10 protein-coding genes are annotated in these 16,219 nt (G+C 35.3%); 4 read left to right on the plus strand and 6 right to left on the minus strand.

Going from position 1 to position 16,219, the window contains the following annotated elements; all coding sequences use genetic code 11:
- Positions 1–51: 51 nt before the first annotated feature.
- The 6 genes from B045_RS0112730 to B045_RS0112755 form a co-directional block, all read right to left on the minus strand.
- A complete protein-coding gene (locus B045_RS0112730; protein ID WP_018464647.1) occupies positions 52–1,365 on the minus strand; it encodes an MFS transporter in 1,314 nt (437 codons plus the stop codon).
- Between the two features lie 9 nt (positions 1,366–1,374).
- A complete protein-coding gene (locus B045_RS0112735; RefSeq protein WP_018464648.1) occupies positions 1,375–2,463 on the minus strand; it encodes an aldose epimerase family protein in 1,089 nt (362 codons plus the stop codon).
- Positions 2,464–2,584: 121 nt separating this feature from the next.
- Entirely contained in the window at positions 2,585–3,856 is a 1,272-nt protein-coding gene (locus B045_RS0112740) for a bifunctional folylpolyglutamate synthase/dihydrofolate synthase (protein ID WP_018464649.1), read from the minus strand.
- Between the two features lie 2 nt (positions 3,857–3,858).
- The gene (gene dnaJ / locus B045_RS0112745; RefSeq protein WP_018464650.1) at positions 3,859–5,034 is read right to left on the minus strand and encodes a molecular chaperone DnaJ; all 1,176 of its coding nucleotides are present in this window, start codon (positions 5,032–5,034) and stop codon (positions 3,859–3,861) included.
- A gap of 20 nt (positions 5,035–5,054) precedes the next feature.
- Positions 5,055–5,672 carry a nucleotide exchange factor GrpE gene (locus B045_RS0112750; protein WP_018464651.1) on the minus strand — a complete coding sequence of 206 codons (618 nt, stop codon included), beginning with the start codon at positions 5,670–5,672 and terminating at the stop codon, positions 5,055–5,057.
- Positions 5,673–5,782: 110 nt separating this feature from the next.
- A complete protein-coding gene (locus B045_RS0112755; protein ID WP_018464652.1) occupies positions 5,783–7,408 on the minus strand; it encodes an ABC-F family ATP-binding cassette domain-containing protein in 1,626 nt (541 codons plus the stop codon).
- Between the two features lie 515 nt (positions 7,409–7,923).
- Between B045_RS0112755 and B045_RS15375 the strand changes: the two genes are divergently transcribed.
- From B045_RS15375 to B045_RS0112775, 4 genes are all read left to right on the plus strand, one after another.
- Entirely contained in the window at positions 7,924–8,226 is a 303-nt protein-coding gene (locus tag B045_RS15375; RefSeq protein ID WP_154650174.1) for a hypothetical protein, read from the plus strand.
- A 12-nt stretch (positions 8,227–8,238) separates the two neighbouring features.
- The gene (locus B045_RS0112765; RefSeq protein WP_018464654.1) at positions 8,239–9,336 is read left to right on the plus strand and encodes a DUF4373 domain-containing protein; all 1,098 of its coding nucleotides are present in this window, start codon (positions 8,239–8,241) and stop codon (positions 9,334–9,336) included.
- A gap of 1,868 nt (positions 9,337–11,204) precedes the next feature.
- Positions 11,205–11,963 (plus strand): HNH endonuclease, encoded by a 759-nt coding sequence (locus B045_RS0112770; RefSeq protein ID WP_018464655.1) that lies wholly within the window; start codon positions 11,205–11,207, stop codon positions 11,961–11,963.
- A 652-nt stretch (positions 11,964–12,615) separates the two neighbouring features.
- Complete coding sequence (locus B045_RS0112775) at positions 12,616–16,218, plus strand: hypothetical protein (protein WP_018464656.1); 3,603 nt, start codon at positions 12,616–12,618, stop codon at positions 16,216–16,218.
- Position 16,219: the final 1 nt, after the last annotated feature.

The following is a 16,219-nucleotide window of genomic DNA, read 5'->3' on the forward strand; positions in this document are numbered from 1 at the left end:
TGTATAAAAAAGCTCCTTCCTTATCCAGGTTGGAGCTTATTTATTTAGGTTTTAATCAATAGGAATATCCTTGTTTACATTCTTACTTCCAAATAGTGCGTAGTATAACATGAACGCTATAGCCAACAATGGAACAATATATGAAACCATATAATTAGAGTGGTCAGCAATGAAATTCTGTACCAATGGAAGAAGGCCTCCACCAACAACCATCATCATGAAAATTCCTGATGCTGCTGCTGAATATTTACCTAATCCTTCTGTTGCAAGATTAAAAATACTACTCCACATAATTGAAGTACATAGACCACAAAGAACGAGCAATAATGCTGCGATAGGAACAGTTACCAATGTGAATGAAGAACCAGTGAATACAGGCATTGATACGGTTGTTGTCTTACCAAGAATCATAGCTGCGATGATAAGTACCATACCTAGAGTTGTTGTACCAATCATCATAGAGCGACTTGATACGTTTCCACCAATAAAACTTCCGATGAAACGACCAACAAGCATCAACAACCAATATGTACCAGCAACGAAACCACCAACAGCAGCTGCGTTACCAACTAAGCCTGCACCTTTTGCTGAAGCGTCAGAAATATAGAAATTCAATGTTCCTGGAATACCAACCTCAACACCAACATATACGAAGATTGCTATTGTACCCAAAACAAAGTGGCGGAAAGCCCAAGGACTATGTTCAAATACAGTATTACTTGTTGTCTTACCCATTTCTGGGTCAGCAATAGGGATGAACAGCAATACGATGAATGCCATTGCAAATACGCCCAAAGCGATGAAAAGAACAAGGTTGATATCTGCCATCTTTGTGTTAGCAGTTACAGTTCCAATCAATGCACCAACAAGCATAGGAGTCAATGTACCTGAAAGTGAGTTAAGAGTACCACCAATCAAATTAAGCTGGTTACCTCTGTTACCACCGCCACCAAGAAGGTTAAGCATTGGGTTTACAACAGTATTCAAAATACAAACAGCGAAACCGCTGATGAATGCACCAAATAAATATATAGCGAATCCACTGATGTCAGCGCCGAATCTTCCTGAAACAAACTGGATGAAAACACCTACAAAACCTGTAGCGATACCAGCAAGAGCAGTTTTCTTATAACCAATCTTTGTGAGTAGTTTTCCAGCAGGGATGCCCATAAACAAATATGCAAGGAAGTTCATTGCATTACCAAGCATACCAATCATGTTAGCACTACCTGTGCCATTGAATACATTTTTCCAGATTACGCCGATAGGTGCTGCTAAGTTGGTTACGAAAGAGATCATTGCAAACAAGAACATCATTGTTATGATTGCAATGATATTCCCGTGTTGTGTATTGTTATTTTCCATTTTTTATAGTTATTTTTTTACTCCAAATTTATAAATTGTTTCTTGTTTGTACTGTTCACCAGGATTTAATATTACCGATGGGAAGTAAGATCTGTTCGGACTGTCAGGGAAGTGCTGTGCCTCAAAGCATATTGCACTTCTACGAGGGAATGTCGCCCCGTTTTGTCCCTTATATCCGTCAGCCCAGTTGTCTGAATATACCTGAACTCCTGGTTCTGTGGTATAAACTTCCATTGTTCTACCGCTTACTGGCTCTTCAATTCTGGCTGCAAAACTTAGTTCGGCTTCTTCCTTTTTATTAAGTACAAAGCAATGGTCATATCCTGCACCGTTCTTTATTTGCTCATTGTCTGCGTTAATATCCTTACCAACAGCTTTTGGAGTACGGAAATCAAAAGGTGTGTTATCTACCTTCAAAATTTCACCTGTAGGAATGCTTGTATTATCAACAGGTATATAATAATCAGCATTGATTTCGCAAATAATATTGTCTATTGTTGGGGTTGGGTTGGCGATACCTGCCAAAGAGAAAAAACCGTGATTTGTAAGATTGATAATGGTCTTTTTGTTAGTGCATGCTAAATAGTCAATTACTAACTCGTCATTATTGTTAAATGTATAAATTACGGTTGTTTTCAGTTCTCCAGAGAAACCTTCTTCACCATATGCGCTTACATAGTGTAGAACAAGGCTCTGACTATTCATCAACTGTGCGTCCCAGACTCTTGCGTGAAAACCTGTTGGTCCTCCATGAAGAGCATTTGGCCCGTTGTTGATTGCCAACTGGTACTCTTTTCCATGTAACTGGAATTTACCTTTGTTAATACGATTGCCGTATCTACCGATAAGAGTACTTAGATAAGGTTCCGGAGAGTTAATTACATCCTGAATGTTATCGTGTCCTTGAATTACATTGGCATGATTGCCATTTTTGTCAGGAACCATAATAGCAACGATAGCACCACCATAATTTGTTATGGCTACTTCATTTCCATTAGCATTCTTTAGGATGAACAAGTCAGTTTCCTTTCCATTGATTGTGGCTTGAAAGTTTTCACGCTTTAAGCCACAGACGTTTTCATTTGGATCTGAGTTCATAATATGTTTTAAGTTTTTAGTTACAATATTTATATTGCAAAGTAACTGAAAAAAAATGAATAACCCAAATTATACACCAAAAAAGTTCATCCGTATTAAGTTTTTTATGCAATGTATAAACCTAACTTAACAGGTCGGCAACGATATAACTTGATCCTCCCACGAAAATAAAGTCATCTTTGCCTGATTCAGATAGTGCATTTTTATATGCCTCTTTTACATTATTATATATATTACCGTTTAAATGATGGATAAGAGCTTTTTTCGCAACAGTCTCAACAGGTATAGCTCTTTTGTTTTTTGTCTGCGTCCAATAGTATACAGCGTTTTGTGGCAGCATATCCATTACGCTGTCAATATCCTTGTCGTCAACCATTCCAAACACTATTCTCAATTTGTCACATTTCTGCGCTTTGATTTGCTTAGAGAGATATTGCCATCCACCTACATTATGCCCTGTATCGCATATTGCACACGGCTCCTTGTTTATCTCCATCCATCTACCAATAAGACCTGTAGATTCAACAATATTATCTAGAGCTTTAATGCAGTCTGTTATATCCAATCCGTTATTTTTCAATATGTTAATAGCGTTAAGAATGGTATTCATATTACTGACCTGATAGTCACCGCCGAGTTCGCTATGAAAAGTTCCAAAATGCTTTGTTACATATATTCTTCCACCCAATTCGTCGGCTTCACTTGATATAATCTCATTTGATTTCTGTGCAAATGTTATTGGAGAATTGTTTTCAGCAGCCTTCTTCTCAAATACAGGATACGTTTCGGGCACATCTTCTCCAATTACAACAGGAGTATTCGGCTTTATTATTCCTGCTTTTTCTCCTGCTATCTTAGCCAATGTGTTTCCAAGAAATTGCGTATGATCCAAACTTATGTTTGTAATTATCGACAATATCGGATTGATAATGTTTGTACAGTCAAGTCTTCCTCCCAGTCCAACTTCAATTACAGCGATGTCTACATTTTGCTGTGCAAAGTATTTGAAAGCCATCGCTGTTGTGAGTTCAAAGAAACTAGGGTGGAGTGGCTCGAAGAATGAACGTTCATTCTCTACAAAGTCAATCACGTATTCTTCGCTGACACATTCTCCGTTAACCTTTATGCGCTCACGAAAGTCAACAATATGTGGTGATGTGTAAAGTCCAACTTTATACCCCTTATATTGCAGCATTGCAGCCAATGAATGTGAGCAAGAGCCTTTACCATTTGTTCCAGCTATATGAATAGTCTTGAATTTCTTGTGAGGATGTCCGAAATGTTCATCCAGCGCAATAGTATTATACAGGCCTTCCTTATAAGCAGAAGCACCCACATGTTCAAAAACAGGGGTGCTATCAAATAGGTAATTTACAGTTTCTTTATAATTCATAATCAATTGAAATAGTTTTTAAACTTTTGGAAGATAGTTTGCTTTGTGCTAGCATCACCCTTAAAGTTATCACTATCCTTGAATTTTTCTATTTCTTTTCTTTCTTCTTTTTCAAGAGTCTTAGGGACATATACACTTATATTGACTACCAAGTCTCCCATGCCGCTGCCATATCCTTGTACAGCTGGCAAACCTTTTCCTCTTAATCTAAGAGTCTTTCCTGGTTGTGTTCCAGCGTCAATCTTCACTTTAACATTTGTTCCCTGAATGGTAGGAATGTCAACTTCACCTCCAAGTGCTGCCGTAGGGAAGTCAAGCAACAAGTTGTATATCAAGTCTTTATCGTCACGAATAAATATATCGTTATCTTGTTCCTCTATATATACTTGAATATTTCCGTTTACTCCGTTGCGAGGACCGGCATTTCCCTTGCCAGGTACATTTACTACCATACCCTGAGCTACGCCTGCTGGAATTTGTATTTCAACAACTTCTTCACCTTTTACAACGCCAGAACCGCCACACTCTTTACATTTGTTCTTTATAACAGTGCCTTCTCCGTGACATTCAGGACATTCAGTCTGTGTCTGCATCATACCTAGCATTGTGCGTACAGTCTTCATAACGACTCCACGTCCACCACAAGTCTTACAAGTCTCGCTTGAACTTCCGTTTTCAGCACCTGTACCATGGCAATGGCTGCATTCTACATCCTTTCTTAGCTTGAATTTCTTAGTTACACCTGTAGCTATTTCCTGAAGAGAAAGAGTTACTTTCAATCTCAAGTCGTTACCACGATATTGTCTTGTGTGACCTTGCTGACCTCCTCCAAAGCCACCAAAACCTCCGAATCCACCGCCGTGTCCACCGAATATGTCACCAAACATAGAGAATATATCGTCCATGTCCATGCCTCCGCCACTGAATCCACCTCCAAATCCACCAGCTCCTTGTGGACCGTCGAAACCGAATTGGTCGTAAGAAGAACGCTTCTGCTGGTCATGAAGTATATCATAAGCCTCGGCTGCCTCTTTGAACTTTTCTTCAGCCTCTTTATTTCCCGGATTTCTGTCTGGGTGATATTTGATAGCAATCTTTCGATATGCCTTTTTTATTTCATCATCTGTGGCAGTTTTTTGAACGCCAAGAACTTCGTAATAATCTCTTTTTTGTGCCATTGATTATTTCTGTTTATATGTTACTGTCCTACGGCTACTTTAGCATGTCTGATAACTTCGTCATTCATTGTATATCCACTTTGAACGCAGTCAATGACTTTACCTTTCTTGTCATCACCCATTCCTGGAACCATAGCAATAGCTTCATGAAAATCAGTGTTGAAATCAGCATCCTCTGTTTCAATCTTCTTTACGCCTAAACTTTCAAGAGTTTTAATGAATTTATTATCTATCATTTTTACGCCTTCCTTTATGGCAGTAGGATCCTCGCTCTTATCCATAGCAGCGCGCTCTAAGTCGTCAACTACAGTAAGAATTTCTTTTATCACTCTTTTACCACCATTAAGTATCAGCTCTGACTTTTCTTTTGCTGTACGCTTTCTAAAGTTATCAAATTCAGCAATAGTGCGTAATAATTGATCTTTAAGTTTTGCGTTTTCCTCTTTAAGAAGCTCTACAGGATCTTTTTCCTCAACAGTTTCTGTTTCTTCTTCTTTGTCATTATCTTCTGCGCAATCTGCATTTTTGTCAGTCTCTTTGGCAGTATCGTTGTCAGTTTGTGTGTTACAAGCCGTATTACCGTCAAGAGTTTCTTTGTCCAAATTCTCTGTATTTACGTTATTTTCTTGTTTTGCCATAATAATAATATTTTTTTATATGGTATGTGCAATAATCATGCCATAGGAAAAGGTCTTCTCTATTTTTAAATGGGAGAAGACCTTTAGCTTATTTCATGTTTGCAATATTTTTATTGCTCACCATACATTTTTAATCTCTGTTCCTTGATACCTTCGTCATGAATAAACTCATCATAAGGCATCAACTTGTCGATGGTTCCGTTTGGTGTCAATTCTATTATTCTATCAGCCACAGTCTCAATGAATTCGTGGTCATGACTTGAGAATAAAATGTTGCCTTGGAATTGTACAAGATTATTGTTGAATGCTTGGATACTTTCAAGGTCCAAATGGTTTGTAGGAGTGTCAAGGATAAGACAGTTTGCATTTTGAAGTTGCATTCTTGCAATCATACATCTCATTTTTTCACCTCCTGAAAGAATGTTCACCTTCTTAAGAACTTCCTCACCACTGAACAACATTCTACCAAGATATCCTTTCATCATAACCTCATTGCCTGTACCATATTTTCCTAGCCAGTCAACAAGATTTTCGTCACTCTTGAAGAAGTCTGTATTGTCAAGTGGGAGATAGGCTGTAGTGATTGTCACGCCCCATTTATATTCTCCAGCATCAGCCTTGCGATTACCATTGATAATATCAAACAATGCAGTCATTGCTTTAGGGTTGTGGCTCAAGAATACAACTTTCTGTCCCTTCTCGATATTAAAGTTTATGTCATCAAACAGAACTGTTCCGTCTGGATCTTGTGCTTTTAGCTTTTCAACTCCCAAAATCTGGTTACCCGGTTCACGTTCCATCTGGAAGATAATTCCTGGATATTTACGGCTTGATGGGCGTATTTCCTCAACATTCAACTTGTTAAGCATTTTCTTTCTTGAGGTTGTCTGCTTGCTCTTTGCTACATTGGCAGAGAATCTGCGAATGAACTCTTCCAATTGCTTACGCTTTTCATCAGCTTTCATCTTCTGGTTCTGTGCCTGACGTAATGCAAGCTGTGAACTTTCGTACCAGAAAGAGTAGTTACCAGAGAACACTGTTACCTTTCCGAAGTCTATATCTATAGTCTGAGTTGAAACAGAGTCAAGGAAGTGACGGTCGTGACTTACAACAAGTACAGTCTGACTTTCATCTATCTCTCCAAGATAATCCTCCAACCATTCTACTGTGTCCAAGTCCAAGTCATTGGTAGGCTCATCAAGTAGGAGGTTGTCTGGCTTTCCAAACAAAGCTTTGGCAAGCATTACGCGTACCTTTTCATTATTGCTAAGTTCAGACATCATCTTCTGATGCATTTTATCAGGAATGCCAAGATTCTGCAATAGCTGTGCGGCATTACTTTCAGCCTCCCAACCATTCATTTCTGCGAATTTTTCTTCAAGCTCAGCTGCACGGTTACCGTCTTCTTCGGTCATTTCAGCCTTTGAGTACAAGCGGTCACGCTCGTTCATATTATCCCACAAAGGCTCATGTCCCATTAGTACAGTGTCTATAACACGAAATTCATCGTATTTGAAGTGATCCTGTTCCAATACAGACAAACGCTCGCCAGGGCCTAACTCAATGGTGCCGTGATTTGGTTCCAAGTCACCGCTTATTGCACGTAGCAATGTGGATTTTCCAGCACCGTTGGCACCGATAACTCCATAAATATTACCGCGTGTAAACTTAATGTTTACGTCCTTGTAAAGCACTCTCTTTCCGAATTGGATCGCAAGATTTGTAACTGTTATCATTTCTTATTTTCCTCTTTTTATAATACGGGTGCAAAGGTAAGTAAAATAATTCGTATTATTAAATTTTTAGCGGAAATTATCCTAAAAGCGGTTGACTTACAGTATTTTCTCTTTCTATTTAAGGTTGATGCTACTCAATAAAATCTTATCTTAGGTAGCTTGTGATAATTGCATGTAGATTGCGTTTGTTGATAAAACGCTCAACCGTTAAACAGTTTAAAAAACACTATATATTTTTACATATTAATAAATTATATTTTTATGTTTCATATTTTTTTAGTACTTTTGTACATGCAAACTAAACAGTCAGTAAAATATGATTAATAGCACAACAAAAACTTATGAAAGATTATACTTACCCCTACTGCAAAAGGTAGGGGTAAAGATAATGAATAGAAATATAGCGATGCTTGAAGTATCAAAACAAAAATAAACCACGACTTAGTTATTTACCGCTTTCTAATGACTTGCAATTAATCACTACAGCGGTTGCTTCGCCTTTTTAAGAAAATAAGATGACACTAAAAACAAGAAGAGACGAGTTACTTTTAAAGTACTTTTCTCATCATATAACGATGCTTTCAGATACTACTGCCAACCACACGACTGACAATATGCCTGATCAAACACTGATTAACAATTTCAATATTTCACGTAAAATCATCCTTGAACCGTTGCACCACCTATTTGATGCAATATCCGGATTTAGTTGCCGAGCTGTTCGCTACGTTACTGTTACTTTATCGCTTAACGTGACACGAAAACGTGACGATGTGAATCAAAACATTTTATTGAAAGAATATTATACAAACCATTAAATAAGACCAACTATGTGTTATTCAACCAAACTAACTCAGAATTCGCCATTCATCAAAGTACGACGTAATATCACAACACTGCCAGAAACAGCTGATTTACTCGCTGAAGAGGGTAGTACCGGCTTCGGAACTTACATCATGATTTTGCTTTATCTCACAGAGTGTCCCGACTGTGTGGGGCGTTACAGCAAAGATAAACTACGCGTGTTGTCAGCTCAAGCCCACAAGTCTTCAAGTTATATCAGTAAGATTATCAACAACTATGGTTTGTTTGTTGTAGAGGGAAACAGATTTTTTAGTACGCAACTTTGCGAGAGTATGCACATTGATTATTCTGTGGCTGCCGAGTCGACAGAAGACGATTCTGAGCCTAACTCAAAATCAACGCAAAATGATTCTAAAATGAATCACAAATCAATTAGAAATGAATCTAAATTGAATCATGAATCATTTCAAAATCAACGAAACGCTAATATGCATAATACGTACACGCATGCGCAACCGCGCGAAGATATAGATAAAGATATAGATAAAGATAACGACAGTGAAACTACTGCTACCGCTGTAGTAAAGGCAGCAGCACCATCAGTCTTTCTGACGAAGATGAATTCTATTTTCGATGATGAAAACTGGTTGAAAACATTGGAAGGGCAGACTGGGGTTAAACTGTTTTCTGACATGAATATACGCAAGCAACTCATTAGTTGGTTTGACAAACGGCTTATCATGAGCGCATGCGATGAAGAGCAGGGCTATAAGCCTCGTGACGCCAAGAAATATCTTCGCAATCTGTTGCTGCCGGGACGCAAGACGCTGAATGAATTTAATGATCTCGTGAGGCGTCATGCTGAATGGGTCAAGCGAAAACAACTGATGAATCCGCAAGAAGAACAGACTTCGGGACCAAGTGAATATGAGACGGTTGTAAATGGTGTGCGCTATGCTCGACGCAAAGAATCCGTTCCCATGTCTGCACCCCCACAGGAGACTGTATTTAGGCGTTGGAGCTGTATCCGCAATAAATGGGTAGCTCCTGATTGTTGGGATTTTGAAGAGGAAATGCTTGCACGCAGACGTCTTGGGATGCCTGATAGACTGCTGATACAGTGAGTTCGCAAATGCAAGGTGGTTTCAATAAATGACTCGGAGGCATTAAGCTGCGGAGACTAGACTGGCGAAGTCTGTGTGTTCACATCGCAAAGAACATGAAAACTCTACATAGGGTTTGCAAATATACTTGTGTCGAAGTGTCTATCTACTGGCTATCAATACGTTAGATGCAGTTTTTTCAAAAACATAGTGTCGGCATAATGTCAATTTGTATTTGCGTTTCTATATAGAAATGCAAACTTTACATCGTAGAAATGGAAACTTTACATCGTAGGAATAGAAACGTTTCCACGTAATAACGCAAACGTTTTATCGTAGAAACGCAAATAATCATCAAAAATGCGGATTTAATGCCATTTTAATGGACTTTCGGTGAGGTGAAAATGAAAGAGTGGATATAATTATCCAAAAGCATGGTTTTGTACAAGACAAAAAAGGGAAATTTAGTGCAAAAATAGCAGTATAATGAAGTCATGTTTTTCGATCTTTGACAATATTGATACAAAGCGATACAGCTAAAGCATGTGGTTAATGCTTATTCGCCGCATTACGTGCCGATGGTGAGCGCAAAGATACGTATGTGGTATTCTTACTTAGGTCAAATTATACGTGCACAGAACGGCTGCAAATAGGCGTAACGTTGTTAGTGCCACTTTGTATGATAAGCAGGCGTTATCTCGTTGTATGCTTGGGCGAAATATGCAGTAAGATACCCATGCAGTGGGTGGAGATAGGGGAAGCACCGCTAGCGTTAATAAAACAAATAGCTACGCAGCTACGTCTCTTGTTATCTGCAAGTATATCAAGCTTTACAAACTCGTTTTGCATATTCTAGCTGCGTTAAGCTACGTATTCACTACGTCTTTTCTTGCGTTTTACGAAGGAATGCAATGCAAAGTGGTGAAAATTGGAGTGCATAACGATTGGACCGTATTTGGATAACATTGAAAAGTATATTGCTCATTTTTTGTACATTACAGTTGAAAATGGGACCAGTTTATAGTTAATATTTACAGTCTATTTTCGCCTATTTGCACTTTGACGTATCGTAAAACGTGAAAAAAGACGTAGTGCATACGTAGCTTACCGGAGCTAAAGAAACAGTCTTGTTGTGCATTAATCCCTTTACTTAAAGGCATTTCAGCAACACCGTAGATAACGTAGCTTAAAAAACAAATTCTCCTGTAGAGCCAAAGATGATATGATAAATGATAACACATACATTTTTCACAAAACTATTTGTCTATTCAAATCAAAAGTGTATCTTTGTAAAATTAAATAGATTTTGTAGTTTCCATGATGAAAACACATTTTAAGTTTAACGTAATATATTTAATGATGAAAAAACCACTTAAAAGTATTTTAAGGCTATAGCCAAAAGCTAGAGTTTAATGGTTCAATTATTTATCGTTGTCCGATTTTGCGTGCTGCATACTTAGATGCATAAACGTGCATAAAGTCATGGATCAGTCAAAGTAAATATGATAAATAAAGACCAAACAGCAATATTGCAAATACAATAAACAAAGTAATAATTCTAAATTAAGCACACATGGAAATAGTATTTTCGGTTTTAGAGGTCGCATTATTAGCCTATCTAACTTGGAGTTTAGGAAAGATATTTTTGCATATCGTTAGTTCAATTAAAGCTAAAGACAAAATATCAATACTCGTTAATTCACTGATATTTATACTATGCGTCTTATTCTTTTTTCTGGTACTTGATCCAATAGGACACATTGGTAGTATATATCAAGAAATAGCTAAATCATTTTAAATTTTAAGCATCATGATAAGGAATACGTTAGATATTTTATCTACCTTTACAGCTGTCTATTTACAAATAGCATGTTTAAATTAAGTAAGCAATGAATAATTGGACCGAAAAAGAGACGATTGTAGCCTTTAATCTATATTGCAAGTTACCTTTTGGAAAATTAAATCAAAATAATCCAGAGATAATACATTTAGCACATTTACTTGGAAGAAAGCCTTCTGCAGTAAGTATGAAGTTATGTAATATAGCTCGTTTAGATCCATCATTACAAGCAAGGGGAGTAAGTGGCTTGTCGCATGGTGCTACACTTGAACAGACAGTATGGAATAAGTTTGTAGATAATCCAGATAATCTTGCATTTGAAAGTGAAAAGCTGATAGCAGAGTTTTCTCATAGAAATATTGAAGAAATAGCAGGTTTAGATATTCAAAATTTTCCAGAAGGAAAGGATAGGGAATCAACAGTAAAAGTAAGGGTTAATCAATCTTTCTTTAGAGATGTTGTTTTAAATTCATATAATCATAACTGTTGCATATCAGGCATAGAAAATGATAAGCTATTAGAGGCATGTCATATTGTAGACTGGTCTGATGATGTTAAGAATAGGACAAACCCATGTAATGGCTTATGCTTAAATGTATTCTTTCATAAGGCTTATGATCAATTGCTAATTGCCATCAATCCAGATTTAAAAATTTCTATATCTGAAGAACTTTTAGTAACAACGCATGATGAGAAATTCCAAAAGTATTTATCTCTTATTGATGGTCAGACTATTATAGCTCCTTCAAAGTTTGCTCCTAACAGAGATTTCCTTGATGCTCATTATCAGAAATACTTAAATAAGTAGTAATAAAAGAGAATCACTATGTTTTTATGATAGCATTTTTGCTGTATCTTTTCGTCTTGGGTAATGAAGAAATAAACAACACTGCATCGACACTTTGTTTTTGTGATTTAGAGTCCTACTAGTTTGATAATCAGTGCAAAGACACTTTGACGCTAGTATTTTTCAAAAACCTATAGCGTGTGTGCGCGTGATTATATAATAAAGAAAATAATACTTATATGATTTTGGCTAACAGGTGGTAATGTATTTAATTGCGTGAATAAAGAACTTAATGTAACTTTGCATCACATTTGTTACACTAAGCAAATCCATTCAAGCTAGCCCTATGCTTTTGCTGTTGTGTGCAGAAGCGTTCTTTGACATGAATAAAAAGCAATGGAATGAATTTTGTAACATAAAAAATAAGATTTCTAATATATAATCATAAAGTATCATTTTTATCAGAGGCAATATGAATTTTAAATAATATGCAAAAAGAGAGAACGATACGAACATATTTTGGAATTAAGCTGAAAAGCTTCTCGCTTAAAATATCGCTTTTTTCTATTATAGAGGAATTGTATGTGATTATAATTATAATGTTTTTGTAAGAATATTGATGATTACAAGTTTTTTATTACTTTTGTAATTATATTAATTAAAAAATTTGTTTATGAGTAATAAACTTATATATATAAAGGCTTCACTTATAGCATTGCTACTAGTTGTTCCTTCCGCTTGGACCCCAATGTTTCTAACATGGGTCGCAAATATTGTGTGTGAATATTTCATAGGTAGATATCTTGACACGAAACTTGGTAAAAAGGATAGGGATGTTATTTCTTTGGCATATAAAAAGGCATCCAAACGTTTTTCAAAAGAATTTAAATCAAAACTTATTTCTGATAAAAGTAGTATTAAGCATAATTTAGAGGATATTATAAATGCAATAAAAAAAGGCGAATTAGACTTAGATTCTTCCGATGATATGAATACATTCAATGATTTATTCAAGAAAGAAATGAATAAGTTTGAAAGAGGCAGAAATATTGTAAATTCATATTTGATACCAGCGATTGATAAAAGAACAAAAACGATAGAGGAGAAAATTGATATGCTGCAGGATAAACTATCTTCTCAAGTTAATTCCATTTTGTTAGAATTTATTAAAAAATATGAGGACAATGTTTTTAGGTTAAAGATTAAATCAGCTCTTGATGTTCTTAAGAAATTAGAGGATGTATTAAATGAAAATCCAGAGGCGAAGAAATGTTATGGCTTATTTACTTTGATTAAATTGGAAAAAGGAAAGTGCGAACTTTATTTCGTACCAAAAGACGCATATCAAGATTTAAAATACGTCAGAAAGTCTATGTCAACTGATAAGACTTATGAATACTTCTTGCAAGCAGCTTTTTATTCAAAGAATATTGATGATGAAGTTATTGCTTATGCTCAACAGACAATAGATGAAGAACGCAGTTTGCCTATAGCATACTTTATAATATGCTGTTATACGGGTAATATAGAAGAAAATATAAAAAAGATACCTAAAGATATACTTTCTAATATTAATTTTAAAAGTTATATATATCAATGGTTCGTAGATCATTATGATAAGTCAGAAGTCATAAAGAAGTATGTGCCGTTTAAGTACGATAATATTCCTGATGATTTGAACTTTAATAATCTTGAAGAATGGAAGTTTATAGTATCATTGTTAATGACGGAAAAATTACAGTGCGAGGATTTTGATAACGATGGTTATCCTTTTATTCCTGAAATTATTAATAATCATATTGCTATTCTAGAAAAATTCGAACAGCTAGTTCAGAAAACAGAAATAAGCAATAGGCTTAATCAAGTAAACGTTTACTATAAGTATTTGATGTTTATAACCACTAGAGATAATAAGTGGTTTAATGAAATTATTAAAATTAAGCTGCAAGATGACTTTACTAATAGGCTTAAGGCTAATGCTTATTATATTTCAGGGGATGCAGAACAAGCGTATAATCTGATTTCTCAAGATAAGGATGAATGCTCCATGCGTCATAAAGTATGGTTTGCGATTAAGTGGAATAATGAGAATAGAATTAAAGATGCTATTAAACAATTTGCCTCTGTAATAGGTTTTAAACAAGATCAAGATATCTATATAGTATTTAATGCACTTAGAAAATACTCTTTCCTTGCAAAGGATAATGATGTTTCAGATGTTATTATAGAAGCCTATTATAAGGAAGGATATAAGGCTATTATTCTTTCAGAACTAATAAAACTATTGAAGGGTAATATTATTGACATTGAGAAACTTAAAAAAATGTGTGATAATATTAGCGGTCTTTCTTTGGCGATAACTTGCCATTTATTATCATTGGCAAACGAGACTGAATTTGCTCTGGATACTTTATCAAAGCACATAAATAAAGACAAACCAAGTCCAACACTAACTATTTATTTATATATATTAGCAGAAACCAAAACTCATAAAGATGAATTTAGGAAAATTTGTAAGAACCTCCGTGATAAATATAATTTTGTCAATTTCGCGTTTCTAGATCTTGAGGGTTTATATGCATTGGAAATTCAAGAATATAATGAAGCGATAGAAGTATATGAGATTTTCAAAAAAGCATTTCCGCTTGGAGAATATATGATGGCTAGGTATGTTCATGCCTTAGCGTTTGGCAATAGAAGAGATGATATTGAAGCCCAAATAAAAGACATTATTTCAATAAATTATACAAATAATGTTGTGCTGATTTATGTTGCAAATTCATTATTAAAACAAAGATTCTATCAAGAAGCTCTGGATCTTGTTTATAGGTATGCAATTGATAGGAAGAACGTAGCAGTCAGAAGTTTTTATTTTCAAATGAGATTAGATTATGTCGAAGAAAATAATCTTATTTTTATTGAACCTCTAAAAGTAGAAGAAGGTTTTATTGTTAGGTGTAAGTATGGTAAAGAAGCTGTGGAATTTATTGCTGCCATGGATTCAAAATATGAGAATGCTATTGGAAAGTCAAAAGGAGAAACCTTTATAGATTCTGAAAAAACATTACTTACAATATCACTAATTGGCAATAAGTATTGTGCATTGTATCAGGAAATATCAGATGAAAGTTTAAAAAACAACAATCCTTATAAAGACTTTAAGGTGATGGACGTAAAAGACTTAGGTGGAACAGCCATACTGGATATGATCGAAAAGGAGACCGAACAGTATAATGTTGATGCAAAAATTGGTTTTACAACTCTTGTAGGAGATTACAAAAGAAGAAAACTACCACTCCTAATTTTGATGAATAATGATGTAGTTATGTCGGCACATGATTTGCTATTTTCTAAGTTTAGAATTTATGTGGATCCAATAGAAAAATATAAGCAGTTATTGGATGAGTACTATCAGGAGCACAAAGTTACTCATTTTGTACTTGATATAATGAGCATGTGGCTTTTTGCTTATTTATCAAAAAAACATGGTATAAAGTTTTCAAATAAGTTTGTGATTTCTAAGAGGCAGGCAGAGTGCATAAAATACTCTCTAGAGGAATTACAAGTTACAGCATCATCTGTAAATCATCTATACTTCTATTCTATATTTAGTCAAGATTATGTTGATACTATTGGTAGTACTTATCAAGAAAGTTTGAGATATTTAAACGATTGGGTTAATGTCAATTGTGAAATTCTGCCTGTTGAGGAAAAGCTTCTGGTTGCTCAAGATGTAAACGGTGATATAAAAACTGAGATTTTTGCAGATTGTGTTTTATTAGCTTGCAGGGATGGGTATATATTGATATCGGATGATTGGAATCTTTCATTCCAGACATGCTCTAATCTAAAAATAATCACAAGTGAAACATTTTTAAAAGTTATTGAAAATAATGGTGATAATATTAATGATATATATCACAAGTTACAATATGTGGGGATAAAATTTAATGCTACTCAGATGTATTCTGAATATCAAAAGTATCGAGTGGGTAATGAGAATATTTTCGAGTGTTGTTTAGAAACAATTCAGAATAATCCCATGATATGGCAGGATGTTATAGATTTGTGCCATCTAATAACAATAAATAAATTCCAATTGCCATCAGATATGCAAAGTGTTACAACTATCTTTACTAGGATGTTAACAAATATGGATTTGGATACAACAATGGAAATACGAGCATTTATCGTAAATAAATATAAAATTGAAGTGCTGGCAAGACGTTACATGCTAGAAAGTTTTGATAATGCTAGGCTAATAATTCAATCATAGT

This window comes from Segatella paludivivens DSM 17968 = JCM 13650 (assembly GCF_000373185.1).
Classification (GTDB): Bacteria; Bacteroidota; Bacteroidia; order Bacteroidales; family Bacteroidaceae; genus Prevotella; species Prevotella paludivivens.

Coding starts and splice junctions, on each gene's coding strand:
- B045_RS0112755 (WP_018464652.1), bottom strand. CDS start 7,408: ATGATAACAGTTACAAATCTTGCGATCCAATTCGGAAAGAGAGTGCTT.
- B045_RS0112740 (WP_018464649.1), bottom strand. CDS start 3,856: ATGAATTATAAAGAAACTGTAAATTACCTATTTGATAGCACCCCTGTT.
- dnaJ (WP_018464650.1), bottom strand. CDS start 5,034: ATGGCACAAAAAAGAGATTATTACGAAGTTCTTGGCGTTCAAAAAACT.
- B045_RS0112750 (WP_018464651.1), bottom strand. CDS start 5,672: ATGGCAAAACAAGAAAATAACGTAAATACAGAGAATTTGGACAAAGAA.
- B045_RS0112765 (WP_018464654.1), top strand. CDS start 8,239: ATGTGTTATTCAACCAAACTAACTCAGAATTCGCCATTCATCAAAGTA.
- B045_RS0112775 (WP_018464656.1), top strand. CDS start 12,616: ATGAGTAATAAACTTATATATATAAAGGCTTCACTTATAGCATTGCTA.
- B045_RS0112735 (WP_018464648.1), bottom strand. CDS start 2,463: ATGAACTCAGATCCAAATGAAAACGTCTGTGGCTTAAAGCGTGAAAAC.
- B045_RS0112770 (WP_018464655.1), top strand. CDS start 11,205: ATGAATAATTGGACCGAAAAAGAGACGATTGTAGCCTTTAATCTATAT.
- B045_RS0112730 (WP_018464647.1), bottom strand. CDS start 1,365: ATGGAAAATAACAATACACAACACGGGAATATCATTGCAATCATAACA.
- B045_RS15375 (WP_154650174.1), top strand. CDS start 7,924: ATGACACTAAAAACAAGAAGAGACGAGTTACTTTTAAAGTACTTTTCT.